At 48.1% G+C, this 14,139-nt stretch carries 16 protein-coding genes, 1 tRNA gene and 2 pseudogenes; 12 read left to right on the top strand and 7 right to left on the bottom strand.

What is annotated here, in order from left to right:
- Window positions 1-17: 17 nt before the first annotated feature.
- From SHK35_RS14165 to SHK35_RS01285, 3 genes and pseudogenes are all read right to left on the bottom strand, one after another.
- Window positions 18-222: pseudogene (locus SHK35_RS14165) on the bottom strand (hypothetical protein); the annotation flags it as partial.
- A gap of 278 nt (window positions 223-500) precedes the next feature.
- Window positions 501-671 carry a hypothetical protein gene (locus SHK35_RS01280; protein ID WP_318708170.1) on the bottom strand — a complete coding sequence of 57 codons (171 nt, stop codon included), beginning with the start codon at window positions 669-671 and terminating at the stop codon, window positions 501-503.
- A gap of 10 nt (window positions 672-681) precedes the next feature.
- Complete coding sequence (locus SHK35_RS01285; RefSeq protein WP_318708172.1) at window positions 682-1,023, bottom strand: hypothetical protein; 342 nt, start codon at window positions 1,021-1,023, stop codon at window positions 682-684.
- 535 nt (window positions 1,024-1,558) lie between these two features.
- On the opposite strand from SHK35_RS01285, the gene SHK35_RS01290 reads away from it, so the two are divergent.
- The 4 genes and pseudogenes from SHK35_RS01290 (at window position 1,559) to SHK35_RS01305 (ending at window position 3,375) form a co-directional block, all read left to right on the top strand.
- A complete protein-coding gene (locus tag SHK35_RS01290; protein ID WP_176792187.1) occupies window positions 1,559-1,762 on the top strand; it encodes a type II toxin-antitoxin system Y4mF family antitoxin in 204 nt (67 codons plus the stop codon).
- Window positions 1,762-2,091 (top strand): HipA N-terminal domain-containing protein, encoded by a 330-nt coding sequence (locus SHK35_RS01295; protein WP_318708175.1) that lies wholly within the window; start codon window positions 1,762-1,764, stop codon window positions 2,089-2,091. The genes SHK35_RS01290 and SHK35_RS01295 overlap by 1 nt, the downstream gene beginning before the upstream one ends.
- Complete coding sequence (locus tag SHK35_RS01300; RefSeq protein WP_318708176.1) at window positions 2,088-3,041, top strand: type II toxin-antitoxin system HipA family toxin; 954 nt, start codon at window positions 2,088-2,090, stop codon at window positions 3,039-3,041. The genes SHK35_RS01295 and SHK35_RS01300 overlap by 4 nt, the downstream gene beginning before the upstream one ends.
- A 65-nt stretch (window positions 3,042-3,106) precedes the next feature.
- Window positions 3,107-3,375 (top strand): annotated as a pseudogene (locus SHK35_RS01305) (TnpV protein).
- Window positions 3,376-3,778: 403 nt separating this feature from the next.
- On the opposite strand, the gene SHK35_RS01310 reads toward SHK35_RS01305, so the two are convergent.
- From SHK35_RS01310 to SHK35_RS01325, 4 genes are all read right to left on the bottom strand, one after another.
- Window positions 3,779-3,864, bottom strand: a tRNA-Ser gene (locus tag SHK35_RS01310).
- A gap of 158 nt (window positions 3,865-4,022) precedes the next feature.
- On the bottom strand, window positions 4,023-4,907 hold the full coding sequence (locus SHK35_RS01315; protein ID WP_318708177.1) for a hypothetical protein: 885 nt from the start codon (window positions 4,905-4,907) through the stop codon (window positions 4,023-4,025).
- A gap of 21 nt (window positions 4,908-4,928) precedes the next feature.
- Window positions 4,929-5,189, bottom strand: coding sequence for a hypothetical protein (locus SHK35_RS01320; RefSeq protein WP_318708179.1), 261 nt, complete (start codon window positions 5,187-5,189; stop codon window positions 4,929-4,931).
- Between the two features lie 45 nt (window positions 5,190-5,234).
- Window positions 5,235-5,741, bottom strand: coding sequence for a class B sortase (locus tag SHK35_RS01325; RefSeq protein WP_318705553.1), 507 nt, complete (start codon window positions 5,739-5,741; stop codon window positions 5,235-5,237).
- Window positions 5,742-5,796: 55 nt separating this feature from the next.
- Between SHK35_RS01325 and SHK35_RS01330 the strand changes: the two genes are divergently transcribed.
- From SHK35_RS01330 to SHK35_RS01365, 8 genes are all read left to right on the top strand, one after another.
- Entirely contained in the window at window positions 5,797-6,870 is a 1,074-nt protein-coding gene (locus tag SHK35_RS01330; RefSeq protein WP_318705543.1) for a 6-phosphofructokinase, read from the top strand.
- 23 nt (window positions 6,871-6,893) lie between these two features.
- Window positions 6,894-8,486, top strand: coding sequence for a DNA polymerase III subunit gamma/tau (gene dnaX / locus SHK35_RS01335; protein WP_318708180.1), 1,593 nt, complete (start codon window positions 6,894-6,896; stop codon window positions 8,484-8,486).
- Between the two features lie 86 nt (window positions 8,487-8,572).
- The gene (locus SHK35_RS01340; RefSeq protein WP_318705546.1) at window positions 8,573-8,920 is read left to right on the top strand and encodes a YbaB/EbfC family nucleoid-associated protein; all 348 of its coding nucleotides are present in this window, start codon (window positions 8,573-8,575) and stop codon (window positions 8,918-8,920) included.
- On the top strand, window positions 8,920-9,516 hold the full coding sequence (gene recR, locus SHK35_RS01345) for a recombination mediator RecR (protein ID WP_318705548.1): 597 nt from the start codon (window positions 8,920-8,922) through the stop codon (window positions 9,514-9,516). Before SHK35_RS01340 ends, recR begins: the two co-directional genes overlap by 1 nt.
- 54 nt (window positions 9,517-9,570) lie before the next feature.
- Complete coding sequence (locus tag SHK35_RS01350; protein ID WP_318708181.1) at window positions 9,571-10,617, top strand: aldose epimerase family protein; 1,047 nt, start codon at window positions 9,571-9,573, stop codon at window positions 10,615-10,617.
- A 125-nt stretch (window positions 10,618-10,742) separates the two neighbouring features.
- Window positions 10,743-12,041 (top strand): LysM peptidoglycan-binding domain-containing protein, encoded by a 1,299-nt coding sequence (locus tag SHK35_RS01355; protein ID WP_318708182.1) that lies wholly within the window; start codon window positions 10,743-10,745, stop codon window positions 12,039-12,041.
- Between the two features lie 68 nt (window positions 12,042-12,109).
- Entirely contained in the window at window positions 12,110-13,306 is a 1,197-nt protein-coding gene (locus SHK35_RS01360) for a DUF5711 family protein (protein WP_318708183.1), read from the top strand.
- A gap of 75 nt (window positions 13,307-13,381) precedes the next feature.
- Entirely contained in the window at window positions 13,382-13,882 is a 501-nt protein-coding gene (locus SHK35_RS01365) for a CvpA family protein (protein WP_318708184.1), read from the top strand.
- Window positions 13,883-14,139: the final 257 nt, after the last annotated feature.

Raw genomic sequence — 14,139 nt, forward strand, 5'->3', positions numbered from 1 at the left:
TGTTTCATTACAACTCCTCACAACTCCTCCGTCTTAAATGAGGTATAACCTTCGTAGTGATAGCTGTTGTCAATAGCGAGCAGGTAATCTTCCTTGTCCACCCTGCTTCAGCCCATGACCCTGTGGAGATTGGCCTTGAACATTATTCTCAACGATCTCATCAAATGTGGACTGTGGCATTTTATCAATGTTTTCAAGTGCCGATTGAAGATACATCACCGGCTACGGCAAAACTTCAATTAACAACTGGTGCAATCGGGGACATATCAAGTCTTTCCGGAAAAACAATGTCAACCACATTCCGAAGGTCTATTTGGTGGAGTTCTTCTGTTCCACCTGCTTTCGTATGATTACCCGAAAATCTGACTGGCATATTAGGACATTAAAACGCTTCATGTCTTGGAGAAGACAGAAACAGGCAGGGAGAGGTGGAAAGTAAAAACATGGTAAAGCGTCAGTCGTCTCTTTCAAAACGGCTGACGCTTTTTAGGTTGATCCGGCTATTCCTCATCGTCCCACGGCGATACCATATGCAGTCCCCCAGAATCTACTTCTATTGCCATGCTGTCTTCTAAACGCATCATCACATTTCCGTCGGAATCCAAGCCCAAGGAAGCAGATGTAGGAAAGATAAGATCGCCGTCATCATAGTCAAAAATACTTTTTCCCATGTCTGATCTCCTAAATCAGTTTAACGATTTCGTGTTCTCGTGTACCATATATGCGTTGAACCTGATACAGGCAATCATCAATCCAATATGTAATTTTGTCTTCCGCCATATCATTCGTATAGATATTCGTACAAATCAGATTGTGTTTTTCATTGGTACCTCCGCTGGAAACAGGTAGAATATGATGGATATTCCATCCGCAATATATTTGCTGCCCATAATGATAGATATAATAATTTTTATCGGCATAGCCATCCCGGCACATCAGGTTACCGTGAAAATCTTCTGCAAAACAAATATTGCCGTAATACTCGTCCCACAGGTGTAACGCACTGGATTTGCATATTTTCATTGTATCACCTCCAACCCGGATCAAAATAAAAGACCCATACACAACCATGTGTGTAAAGCCTTGATACAGCATCTTGGATTCACCTCAAAAGAGATAATATCTCCCGGAGCCTATCTTGTGGGTTCTCAGCATCGTAACGAGAATTTTAATCGATGCTGATAGTATCTCAGAATTACAAATTTTTCGTTGTAGGCGTTTTGAATTCTTTTGTCTTTTTCGGATTTCTCGTCGCTCCGGCATACAAACTAATTCAAATTTAACATACCCTACGATTGTATATAACTGATTTTCATTTGCAAGAAATATTTGTTTTACATAATACCGTTTGAAAGCTATTTGAATGATTAAGCTAAAATGAGCCTCCTTTCAGCAGAACGTGTCGTTGGAGGCTCATTTTATACCCGATAGGGTGTAGCAAGACTTACAATACATATATTTATACCTTATAGGGTATAATATTAGCGATAAAAGCTTGACTTTATACCCGTTAGGGTGTAAAATACAAATGGATTTGTGCAAGGGAGGCCAGCGTACAGTGAATAAAATTGCCGAGTTTATCAAAGAAAACAGGAAAGCCGCCGGACTGACACAGGAGGAGTTTGCCGCCCGCAGTGGGCTGGGGCTTCGCTTTATCCGGGAACTTGAGCAGGGAAAAGAAACGGTTAGAATGGATAAGGTCAATGCCGCTCTTGCCATGTTCGATATGGAAGCGGTACCCGGCAGAAAGGATGATAAATAATGGACGCATTCAGAACAGCCTATGTTTATATCCGAAACGTTTTTGCCGGAATGCTTTGTGAAACGGATGAAGGGTATTCCTTCTCCTATGATGAGCAGTATTTAAGCCGGCAAGATGCAAGCGCCGTATCCCTTACTTTGCCGCTTTCTGAAAAAACATATACATCCAAAACGCTGTTCCCATTCTTTGATGGATTGATCCCCGAAGGATGGCTGCTCGGCGTTGTGAGTCGGAACTGGAAAATAGACGTCAAAGACAGGTTTGGATTGCTGCTGGTGGCCTGCAAGGACGGAATCGGCAATGTCAGCATCAGGGAGGAACGCATATGAATTGTTTATGCTGTGGGAAACCGCTTCGCACCGAAGATACGCATTCCGGCTGGCACAAAAGCTGTATCAGGCGGTTCTTTGGAACAATCGAACTTCCTGAAATTGTCATCGATGAAGTCACATTTGAAGCCCTTGCAACCGAAAGCACCAACAAAGGTTATACCGTTCCCGGCGTTCAAAAAAAGCTGTCTTTGCATCTGTTTTCCGAAGGAAACACGCCAAGGCTCACGCTGGTGAATTATCCTACGGGCTATATCCTGAAGCCGCAGGTTTCGGAATTTGAAGCGCTTCCGCAGGCCGAGCATCTCGTTATGTGCATGGCGGATGCCGCAGGGATTTCCACCGTGCCTCATGCGCTCATCATGGGAAAAGACAGTCCGGCATATATCACAAAAAGAGTGGATCGTATCTTTATGAAAAACAAAATGCAGATGCTTGCGATGGAGGATTTCTGCCAGCTTGATCTGCGCCTGACGCAGGATAAGTATAAGGGCTCTTATGAGCGCTGCGCAAAGATCATTGAGCGGTATTCGTCCCGCAAGGGGCTCGATATAACCGAGCTCTATCTGCGCTTGGTGTTTTCATTCCTCGTCGGCAACTCGGATATGCATCTGAAGAACTTTTCCCTCCTTGAAACAGAAGAAGGAAGCGGGAAATATGTACTTTCTCCTGCTTACGACCTGCTTCCGGTCAATGTCATTATGGCGGAGGACAAAGAGCAATTCGCCCTTGCCATGAACGGCAAAAAAACACATATCCGCAGAAAGGATTTTCTGGTCTTTGCGGAGGAATGCGCCATGACACGAAGCTCTGCCGAAAAAATGATTGCAATGCTGGTGTCTAAAAAAGAGAAGCTTCTTGCCGTGTGCCAAAACTCCTTGCTGCCGGAGCACCTGAAAGAACGCCTTGCAAGCCTGATCGAAGAACGGGCGGGTATCCTGGAGGGCTAAACTGCAATTTTGAAACTCGCACAATGAAAAAAACAATATTGGAACGAATGGGCGGCACAGACACAATGCGAGGCGACTATTGTCTGCCAAACCTCACATTACCCACCGAAGAAGAACGCCCCGTCGGCGTGTGGGGACAGCACCGTAAGCGATATTTGCAACAGCACCATAAAATTCTCTACTGCAGCCTATTCACTTATATGCCGAAAGGGAGGACGTCACTGAACGGCTGAAGGCAGAGAATCTAATGGAGTGGGTGCACAGGATGAATAATATTCGACAGCGTGTTAACGAAGTTGTGAATACAGAAATGATTTCATATAGAAACCATTGAATTTTGCAACAAAAACTATTGAAATGACAAGCAGGTGCAGGAGTTAGGATTCTTGCACCTGTTTTGTTGTCTAATCTTATGCCAATAAATTAGTCAATTGCACTTTACCGAATCATACTTGACTAATTTTATGTTATACTGTAAGCAATGCGTGTTGTTGTAATGGGAGGATGTAATCCATGTTTATCGGCAGAGAGCGTGAACTTGCAACGCTGAATAAGTTATACGCATCGGTATGGATGTTGATGCCTTTGTTCTGGACATAAAAATCCCCCTTAAGTAAATTTGGTTATTTGCCTTGTCTGCTTAAGAGGGATCATATCACCCAAAATCGGGTAATTTTTGGATCGGGCGCAAAAAAAGAAAAATCCGGCAACCCACATGGTTGCTGGATTTTCGATAGCGGAGCCGGAGGGATTCGAACCCTCGTGCCCCGGAGGGCTAACGCATTTCGAGTGCGCCCCGTTATGACCGCTTCGATACGGCTCCCCGCTGATTTCTCAACACACCTTATTCTAATGGAAAATGCGTTTTTTGGCAAGACCTGTTTTGACTGAATTAACAATCAAGGAATCCTTTTATTTTACGTCCCATACCCCTTCCTTTAGGAGGAGTATGGGACAAACCATATGTTGAGGGATTATTTCCTATCTTTTCAATTTTCTTGCACAGAAGAGTGCGCCCGCTAAGAAGATCACAGCCATGATTCCGGCGATGGGAAGCATTTCTCCCGTTTTAGGGGAAACAGCTGTTGTGATGGTGGAGACTGCGGCAGCCTCTGCGCCGCTGTTTCCTGTATCACTGCTGCCGCTGCCGGTTTCACCGGAGTCCGTGTCTGAAAGCTCTACTACAACAATGGGAGAGAAGGAAGTGAAGGTTACGGTCATATAGCCGTCCTGTGTCACTGTTGCTGTGAGATGCTCCCAATTTTCCGGAACAGTGGGTTCCTTGCCGTCAGGCAGGTGAAGCACCACATAGCGGTTGCCCGCTTTTACAGACGGAATCTGGAGCGTGACCCGGATTCCCTGGGCAAGCTGTTCCGAGGTTACTCCCGCTACCTCCACATCCATTGCGGCCAGAATGGTTCTTGACTGCTCATTGGCGAAAGCATTGCTCACTGTATTTTTCGCTTCCGTGTATTTCTCAATGGAAAGCTCCGAGGAGGTTACGGTTAACGGGGTGCCGTCTGCTGCGACAGCAGTGATGCTCTCCACTGCATTGTATATCTGGGATACCTCCGCCTCCTGCGTGGTGGCAGAGGTCATTTTCACTACAAGAACCGGGAGATCTGCGGGAAGATAAGTGAACACAGCGGATACATATCCCTCCGCGGGGACAGTTGCAGCCAGCTGCTCCCAGCCGCCGTTGGAATTTTGATAAAACATGGCATAGCTTTCACTTTCTTTGGCAGAGGGCAAAAAGAAGGTGACAAAGACTCCCTGGGAAAGCTGCTGCTCCGTCACATCGGAAACGGTCACGCTGGCAGCACACACAACGGACTCATACTTCAAATCAGTAACCGGCGCGTTCATTGCTGCATTTTTTCCTGCGGCTTAGACTTCATCGGAAAGCGGCAGGGCTGTAATGCTAAGCCTTGCACCGTCTATGGTATCAGCACCAATCTCCGCAAGGACATTATACATTTCTTCCGCTTCAGAAGGATCCTCGGGGGTCGTCACATCGCCTCCGGAGACGTCTCCTCCGGAAACGGTTTCTGCCGCTTTGGCTACGGGGCTTTGAGACACATTTAAGGTCATGCCAAATACAAGCGCCATGGCCAGGGCAAAGCTGATTATTTTAGCAGATTTTTTCATTGGATTTCTCCTCCTTTCCTCATAATCATGTGGTTATATCAAGCCTTACGGCAGGATACCGCGGTCATTGAGCAGTACGCCCTGTACCAGATAGCGTCTTTCTGACCTGCCTCCCACGCAGGTGGATAAGGTCAACAGCCTGTCCTTTTCTGTCACCTGGATGTCTTCTGCCATGCTGCCCCCCTGGGCGCAGGCAGCCTTGACTTCTTCGAGATATTCTGAAAAGCCATCCTCCGACGCTGTGTCATACCCAAGCAGCAGATGTACGTTGCTGAACTCATAAGCGGCAAAAATCCTGTAAATCAGGGTAGAGTTGTCTGTGTAGATAAAAATATAAGGATGCTCCTCAAAATACTGTGTATCTGCAAATTGGTGCAGTCCTGCAAACATGGAGCCATCCTTCATATTATGTCCGTATAGGACGGTATTTCGGTCGTCAAAATTTTTACTGTTGTAATTTTCGGTATAAATGCAGCCGGGGTATCCCCTTGTGCCGTCAAGATGAAACTCAGGACTTTCTTCTGCGAAAAAAGTTGTACGGATTTTTAATATGGGCTATAATAAAAAGAAATAGAAGGCCGCCCAGGCGGCAGGATGGAGGAAAGACATGAAAAGAATCGGTATGTTAACCAGCGGCGGAGACTGTCAGGCGTTAAATGCAGCCATGAGAGGCGTTGTGAAAACCCTTGTAAACAGCAGGGAGGATGTGGAAATCTACGGATTTCTGGACGGCTATAAGGGTTTGATTTACGGTAACTTCCGCATGCTCACCGGCAAGGATTTTTCAGGCATTCTGACGAAGGGCGGCACAATCCTGGGAACCTCCCGCACACCCTTTAAAACCATCCGGGAGCCGGATGAAAACGGACTGGACAAGGTGGAGGCCATGAAGCAGAATTATTATAAGCTGCAGTTAAACTGCCTTGTGATTTTGGGAGGGAACGGCACCCATAAGACAGCCAATCTTCTCAGGGAGGAAGGTCTGAATGTGATCACCCTGCCAAAGACCATTGACAATGATCTCTGGGGCACGGATATGACCTTTGGATTCCAGAGCGCCGTGGACATTGCAACGGACGCCATTGACTGTATTCACACTACAGCTGCCTCCCATGGACGTGTTTTCATTGTGGAGGTAATGGGGCACAAGGTAGGCTGGCTTACGCTGAACGCCGGCATGGCAGGCGGTGCGGATATCATTCTGATTCCGGAAATTCCCTATGACATTGATAAGGTGATAGATAAAATAGAAGAAAGGGATGCAAACGGCAGCCGCTTTACCATCATTGCGGTGGCGGAGGGCGCAATGTCCAAGGCGGACGCAAAGCTTTCCAAGAAAGAATACAAGGAGAAGATGAAAAAATACCCCTATCCTTCCGTGTCCTACGAGGTGGCGGCGGCCATTCAAGAAAAGACCGGAAGGGAGGTACGGGTTACCGTTCCGGGACATATGCAGAGGGGAGGAAGCCCCTGCCCTTATGACCGTGTGTTTGCCAGCAGGCTTGGCTCTGAGGCGGGCAAGCTGATTTTGGATGATCAGTATGGCTTTATGGTGGGCTATAAAAACCGGGAGATGGTGCGGGTGCCCTTGGAGGAGGTTGCCGGAAAGCTTAAGACCATTTCTCCTGACGCTTCCATTGTACAGGAGGCAAAGCTTCTTGGCATCTCCTTCGGGGACTAAAATAAAGTGAGGTTGGTAACACCATGTCATATACAGCGCTATACCGCAAGTTTCGCCCAGATACCTTTGCGGACGTCAAGGGCCAGGATCACATCGTGACCACACTGCGCAACCAGCTAAGGGCCGGCAGGATCGGCCATGCCTATCTGTTCACGGGAACCCGGGGAACGGGAAAGACCACCGTTGCAAAGATTTTTGCCAAAACGGTAAACTGTGAGCATCCAAGCGAGGACGGGCCCTGCGGAGAGTGCCGCAGCTGCAGGGCGATTGCCGCAGGAGCCAGCATGAATGTCATCGAGATAGACGCGGCCTCCAACAACGGTGTGGATAATATCAGGGAGATTGTGGAGGAGGTTTCCTATTCTCCGGCGGAGGGGAAATATAAGGTTTATATTATCGATGAGGTGCATATGCTCTCTATAGGAGCCTTTAACGCCCTGTTAAAAACCTTGGAGGAGCCTCCCTCCTATGTTATTTTCATACTGGCAACAACAGAGGTGCACAAGCTTCCCATCACCATTTTGTCAAGGTGCCAGAGATATGATTTCAAGCGTATTTCCATAGACACCATTACGGCCCGGATGAGGGAGCTGGTGGATGTGGAGAAAACAGTGGTGGAGGAAAAGGCCCTGCGCTATATTGCCAAGGCGGCGGACGGCTCCATGCGGGACGCTTTGAGCCTTTTGGATCAGTGCATTGCCTTTCACCTGGGAAAGGAGCTTACCTACGACAATGTGCTGGATGTGCTGGGAGCGGTGGACACGGAGGTGTTTAGCAGACTGTTTCGCCATGTGCTGGACCGGGATGTGCTAGGCTGCATCGGGCTGCTGGAGGAAATTGTGATGCAGGGAAGAGAGCTGGTACAGTTTGTCACGGATTTTACCTGGTATCTGCGGAATCTTCTTTTGGTGCGTTCCTCGGATGGGCTTGAGGATGTGATAGATATGTCCTCGGAAAATTTAAGCCGGCTAAAGGAAGAGGCTCAGAGAGCGGATGCAGAAACGATCATACGATATATCCGTATTTTTTCGGAGCTGGCGGGACAAATCCGCTATGCCTCTCAAAAGCGTATTTTGGTGGAGATTGCCCTGATCAAGCTGTGCAAGCCTGAAATGGAGACAAGCCAGGATGCGGTTTTAGACCGGATACGTCAGGTGGAGGATAAGGTGGAACAGGGAATCGCTGCCTTTGAGGAGAGAGGAAGCATCGTCTTTTCCGGCCAAGGGTCAAAGGGAGGACTGGGACAGGGAAAGGAAGCCCCGGTACGGGAAAAACCAAAACCTCCGAAAGCGATTCCTGAGGATATCCGTCAGATTGTGGCAAAATGGCCTTCCATTGCGGGAAGTGCGGATAATCCCATGAAGATGTATCTGAAATCAGCCCGCTTAAGCCTGGGCGGCGACAACCGGCTTTTGGTGGTGCTGGAGGATGGACCGGCATCGGATTATTTTACCGGGCATCCCCAGAATAAAGAGCAGCTGGAGCTTTTACTGGCAGACTTCTGCGGCAAAGAGGTGGAGGTTGCCATACAGACTGTGGGCGGGCGAAAAGAGTTTGAGGACAATTATCCCGATCTGTCCCAGCTGATTCATATGGAAATTGAGGAAGAGGACTGATTTCCCGTTTTTTTCTTGCGCGGGAAGGGGTCTTAGTGTATAGTTGAAAAAGAAGAAATGATGAAAGACAAACGGAGGGACAGATTATGGCGAAACGGGGAGGCTTTCCCGGGGGCGGTATGCCCGGAAATATGACCAATCTGATGAAGCAGGCCCAGAGAATGCAGCGTCAGATGGAAGAAGGACAAAAGGAGCTGGAAACCAAGGAGTTTACTGCTGCTTCCGGCGGCGGAGCCGTTGAAGTGACGGTAAACGGCAAGAAGGAGATTCTTAGCGTGAAGCTGTCCGAAGAGGTGGTGGATCCGGAGGATGTGGAGATGCTCCAGGATTTGATTGTGGCGGCTGCAAATGAAGCGCTGCGCAAGGCGGATGAGGCAAATGCGGAGCTGATGAGCAAGATGACCGGAGGACTCGGAGGAGGATTTCCGTTCTGATGGATCTTTACAGCGGACATATCAATAAATTGATTGATGAGCTTGCGGCGCTTCCGGGCATCGGCAGCAAATCGGCCCAGCGGCTGGCCTTTCATCTGATCAATATGCCCCAGGAAAAGGTGAAACATCTGGCGGAGGTTATGATTGAGGCCAGGGAGAACGTTCGTTACTGTAAGGAGTGCTTTACCTTGACGGACCGGGAGCTGTGCCCGGTCTGCGCCAATGAAAACCGAAATCATAAGCTGATTATGGTGGTGGAAAATACCAGAGACCTGGCGGCCTATGAGAAAACGGGAAGATATGACGGGGTTTATCATGTGCTCCACGGGGCTATATCGCCCATGCTGGGAATCGGACCGGGCGATATCAGGCTGAAGGAACTGATGGCACGCCTTCAGGATGATGTGGAGGAAGTGATTATTGCCACCAACTCAAGCCTTGAGGGAGAGACTACCGCCATGTATCTTGCAAAGCTGATTAAGCCTACAGGCATTAAGGTTACAAGAATTGCCAGCGGGGTGCCTGTGGGCGGCGATCTGGAATATATTGACGAAGTGACGCTGCTTCGGGCACTGGAGGGCCGGGTAGAGCTGTGATGCTTCTGGAAGCGGCTGGCTGCGCTGGAAATCTTAGGGAAGGAGCATTAGTGTATGGCAGTGGAAAAAAGTGTATTTGGGAAGGGATTAAACGGGGAAGAAATCATGCTGTATACCTTAAAAAACAGTAAGGGAATGCAGGCATGTGTGACAAATCTGGGAGCCATTCTGGTGCGGCTGATCGTGCCGGATGGCCAGGGAAACGGGGCGGATGTGGTTCTTGGCTTTGACCGGGCGGAGGACTATTTTGGAAATCCCAGTTTTTTTGGCGCTGTGATCGGACCAAGCGCTAACCGCATTGGAGGCGCTGCTTTCTCGCTGGATGGAGCGGACTATGCTCTGGATGTAAATGACGGGCCGAATAATCTGCACAGCCACAAGGAAAAGGGATATCATAAAAAACTTTGGTCGGCCCAGGTTTCTCAAAACAGCGTGACCTTTTCCCTGGAGGATGCTGACGGAAATATGGGCTTTCCGGGCAGAAAAAAGGTGCAGGTAACCTATTCTCTGGATGAGGATAACGCATTGACGCTGCATTATCATGGCAGCAGTGACAAGAGAACGATTCTCAATCTGACGAATCATACTTATTTTAATCTGGACGGACATGACAGCGGCAGCATAGAAGCACATACGCTGTGGCTGAATGCCTCCCGATATACGCCGGTGGTTCAGGGAAGCATTCCCACGGGAGAAATTGCGGCTGTGGCGGGAACCCCTATGGACTTCACAGAGGAAAAGACAGTGGGGCAGGACATCAATGCGGATTTTGAACAGCTGAAGCTGACAGGCGGCTTTGACCACAACTGGGTTCTTGACGGCTGGGATGGTACCCTTCGGCTCTTTGCCGTGGTGAAGGGACCCAAGAGCGGAAGGATTATGAAAGCATACACAACCCTTCCCGGCGTACAGTTTTATGCGGGTAATTTTATAGACCCTCAGACGGGAAAAGAGGGCGCTTCCTATGGGAAACGCAGCGGACTGTGTCTTGAGACCCAGTATTTTCCGGATTCTGTTCATCATTCCCAGTTTCCCTCCTGTATTTTTGGCGGAGAGAACGGGCAGGATTATGATTCAGTGACAGTGTACCGCTTTGAATAGTGTGCCGCCTTGCAGAAAGAGCCCGCAAAGAATGTCGAACGCTTTTTTTGCCGGTACGACAAAGAATGCTAAAATACCTCGCATGCCGATGCTATATTGATAGAAACGGTATGGGAGGTGTTTTTATGGAATTGCCAAAAAATATTACACAGATTGGAGAATCGGACCGAAGCTGCAAAATTTATGTGGAAGATTATGTCATTTCTTATATGAAGCAGATGAATCTTTTGGCCCAAAACAAGGATATGGCTGTTGCCCTGTATGGTGTGAGGAAAGAGGAAAATGAGGTTTCCTATCTTTTTTTGTACGGTGCATGCAAGCTGGACTTTCTGCAGAGGGAGAGCAGACATTTGTCCCAGGCACAGCAGCAGGAAATTGAACGTCTGCGGAAAAAATATTTTGCGGATTATCAGTTTATGGGCTACCGCCTCCTGAATGGAGAGATGATCGAGGGCTTTCACATCTGCGAACAGGGCGTGTGCAGGTATGTGTCAGGGTATGCACAGTTTTATGAGAAGAATGACAGCATGCTGGCTTATATGCTGGACACCAGACAGGAAGGCGCCTCACCGGAGGAGGTCGATCAGGAAAAATATAATATAGTCAGGCAGCGCCAGGAGGAACGCAGGGCAAAAGCGGAGGAAAAAAACGGCGCTTCCTTTCGGACAGAGAGGAAGAAGGCAAAAAAGGACTTTTCCGGAAATTTGGTTTCGGCTGAGGAAAAAAAGGACAAGCACGCTGAAAAAAGCCTGCGGAAATTCAGGTTTTCGGCTGCAGCTGTATTTGCGGTTTTGTGCGTTGCTGGACTGGCTGCCATGAGCGGCAGCGAACGAGTAGAAGAAATGCAGCAGGCAGCTAGAGAATTGATGGCGGAGATGACGGAGCAGAAGCTGCCGGATTCCATAGAGTCTCTTCCTGATTCCATGGAAGCGGTGAGCGCTACTGGGCAGGTGGATGTGATTGTGGCGGAGGACAAGCTGTCAGACGCATTACAAAAGGAAAACGCTGACGCCGGGAAAGGTACTGCCTCCACAGACAGCTCTGCCTCTGATCAGACCAGCTCCATGGACAGCGTTCCTCCTTCCCAGGATACAGCTTCTTCTCAGCAGTCTGCAGGAACAGGCACGACGGAGGAGCAGCAGGAGCCCCTGCCGGAGGAGCCCCTGCCGGAGGAGCCCCTGCCGGAGGAAACCCAGCAGCAGGAGCCTCAGCAGCAGGAGACCCCGCAGGAGGAAACAGTATCTGCACAGACCTCGGCCGAAACGTCGGGACCAGTTGCATACGTGATACAAAAGGGAGATACTTTGATCGGAATCAGCATCCGCCAATACGGCACCGATGCTAAAGTTTCGGAGATATGTGAGCTGAATCAAATAGCAAACCCGGATGATATTAAGGTGGGGGAGAAAATTTTATTACCCTAGTACGTGGAGAGTGTGATACAATATACAGGCAGAGCTTGGCTGCGATACATAAAACAATGAGGTAATCTATGGCGGACATAAAAAGTTACCTGAAGGAAAAAGAAAAAAGGGAACAAAATCAGCTGAATTACAAAGAAAAAATCAGAAAGCATAAGCTGACTGCCTTATACAGGGTGCTGCTGGTGCTGGCAGCAGTGGGAGCACTGGTGGCATTGGTAATTCTGCAGTACCAGAGGCATATATATACGGACTATGATACGGTATCTGCCCTGTCCAGAGAAACGGCAGGAACGGCAACGGATATCCGGCTGGGGGATGCCATACTGACCTACAGCCAGGACGGAGCCCATTGTACGAATTTAAAGGGAGAAGTTACCTGGAACCGTACTTATGAAATGCAGGATATCAGAATTGCTGTCTGTGATGATGTGGCGGCAATTGGAAACTATAATGGAAGAAGCATTTATGTGCAGAACACCCAGGAACAGCTGGGAGAAATCACTACTACCATGCCGATCCGTGATCTTGCTGTCTCAGCTACAGGCTGCGTCACTGCTGTTTTGGCGGACACGGATGTCACCTGGATCAATACCTATGCTCCCACGGGAGAAATGCTGTACACCGGACAGGCACATATGTATGACAGCGGCTATCCGGTGTCTGTCAGCCTTTCACCCAGCGCGGAGCTTTTGGGAGTCAGTTATATCTATGTGGACGCCGGAGTTTTGAAAACCAATATTGCGTTTTATAATTTCGGAGCGGTGGGTGAAAACCAAAGCGATCATATTGTCAGCGTTTATTCTTATTCGGACCTGCTGGTTCCGTACATACAATTTATGAATGACAGCACGGCATTTGCCGTAGGGGATACGAGGCTGATGATGTATACCGGCAGTCAAAAACCGGTGGTTGCGGCGGAATACTTATATGAAAAGGAAATACAGTCCGTGTTTTTCAGCGACAGGTACGTTGGACTGGTTTTTCTGTCAGACGATACTGCTTCTGCCTATCAGATGGATGTCTATGACGTAAATGCACAAAAAGTGGGAAGCTATTATTTTGATGTTGATTACACGGATATCTTTTTTTCACAGGATTATTTTGTGGCGTACAACGAAACGGAATGTGAGATTATAACCCTTGGGGGCGTAGAAAAATTCAAGGGAACCTTTGACAAGACGGTGCGACTGATGATTCCTGCGGGAGGAACGTATAAATACGCTATCGTTACGGAAAATTCCATTGACACCATACAGTTGAAATAAGTGTGAAGGAAACGCGAAAAGATTAGGAAAGACCATTAAGCTGTTGTCAGCTGAGGCGGACAAGGAGGTATACAAATGAATTTATTATTTGTGATAGTGCTGATTGTTATGTTCTTTAATATAGTCAGCGGTTACAAGAAAGGCATGGTCAGGGAAATTATTTCCCTGATTTCTCTCATTGTAATGTGTGTTGTAGCAGCTCTGATCGGAAACGGGCTCAACAGCTATTTTGATGGAGAAATAGCAAATGTGATAATAGCGGTGCTGCTGCTTTGCCTGGTTGGCATTGTACATCATTTGCTGGGGGTTGTGTTTTTTTCTGCAAAAGTCATCTCCAGGCTGCCTGTTGTGAGCTGGATAGACAAATTGCTGGGGATGCTTTTTGGAATTGTTGAAACTATTTTGATTCTTTGGACAATCTATGCGTTTATTATGATGCTGGATATGGGAATGATCGGACAGCAGATACTTGTTTATACAAGAGAAAACCAGATTTTAACATGGCTGTACGAGAATAATTATCTGGCCGTATGGCTTGAAAGATTGAATTCGGAAATCAGCTTCCTGCCCTCTTAAGAGTAAATATGCGCAGCAGCGAAAAAGCGCCTTGGCGCGGCTTTGCGAGTGGCGCGGGCTGAAAAGTTATTATTTGTTTGAAAAATTCAAAAAATTGCATTGACAAGGAATCCCAGTTTGTGCTATTATAAAATTCCACCGCCAAAAGGGGAGAGTGCTGCGGAAGCAGGCATGGAAGCTCCCGGGGCGGAAGCCGGCGGAGCCGGAAGAAAAAAATCAAAAAAAGCAGTTGACAAAGCGGAGGAAGCGTGGTATTA

Source organism: Candidatus Acetatifactor stercoripullorum (assembly GCF_944382095.1).
GTDB classification, from domain to species: domain Bacteria; phylum Bacillota; class Clostridia; order Lachnospirales; family Lachnospiraceae; genus Acetatifactor; species Acetatifactor stercoripullorum.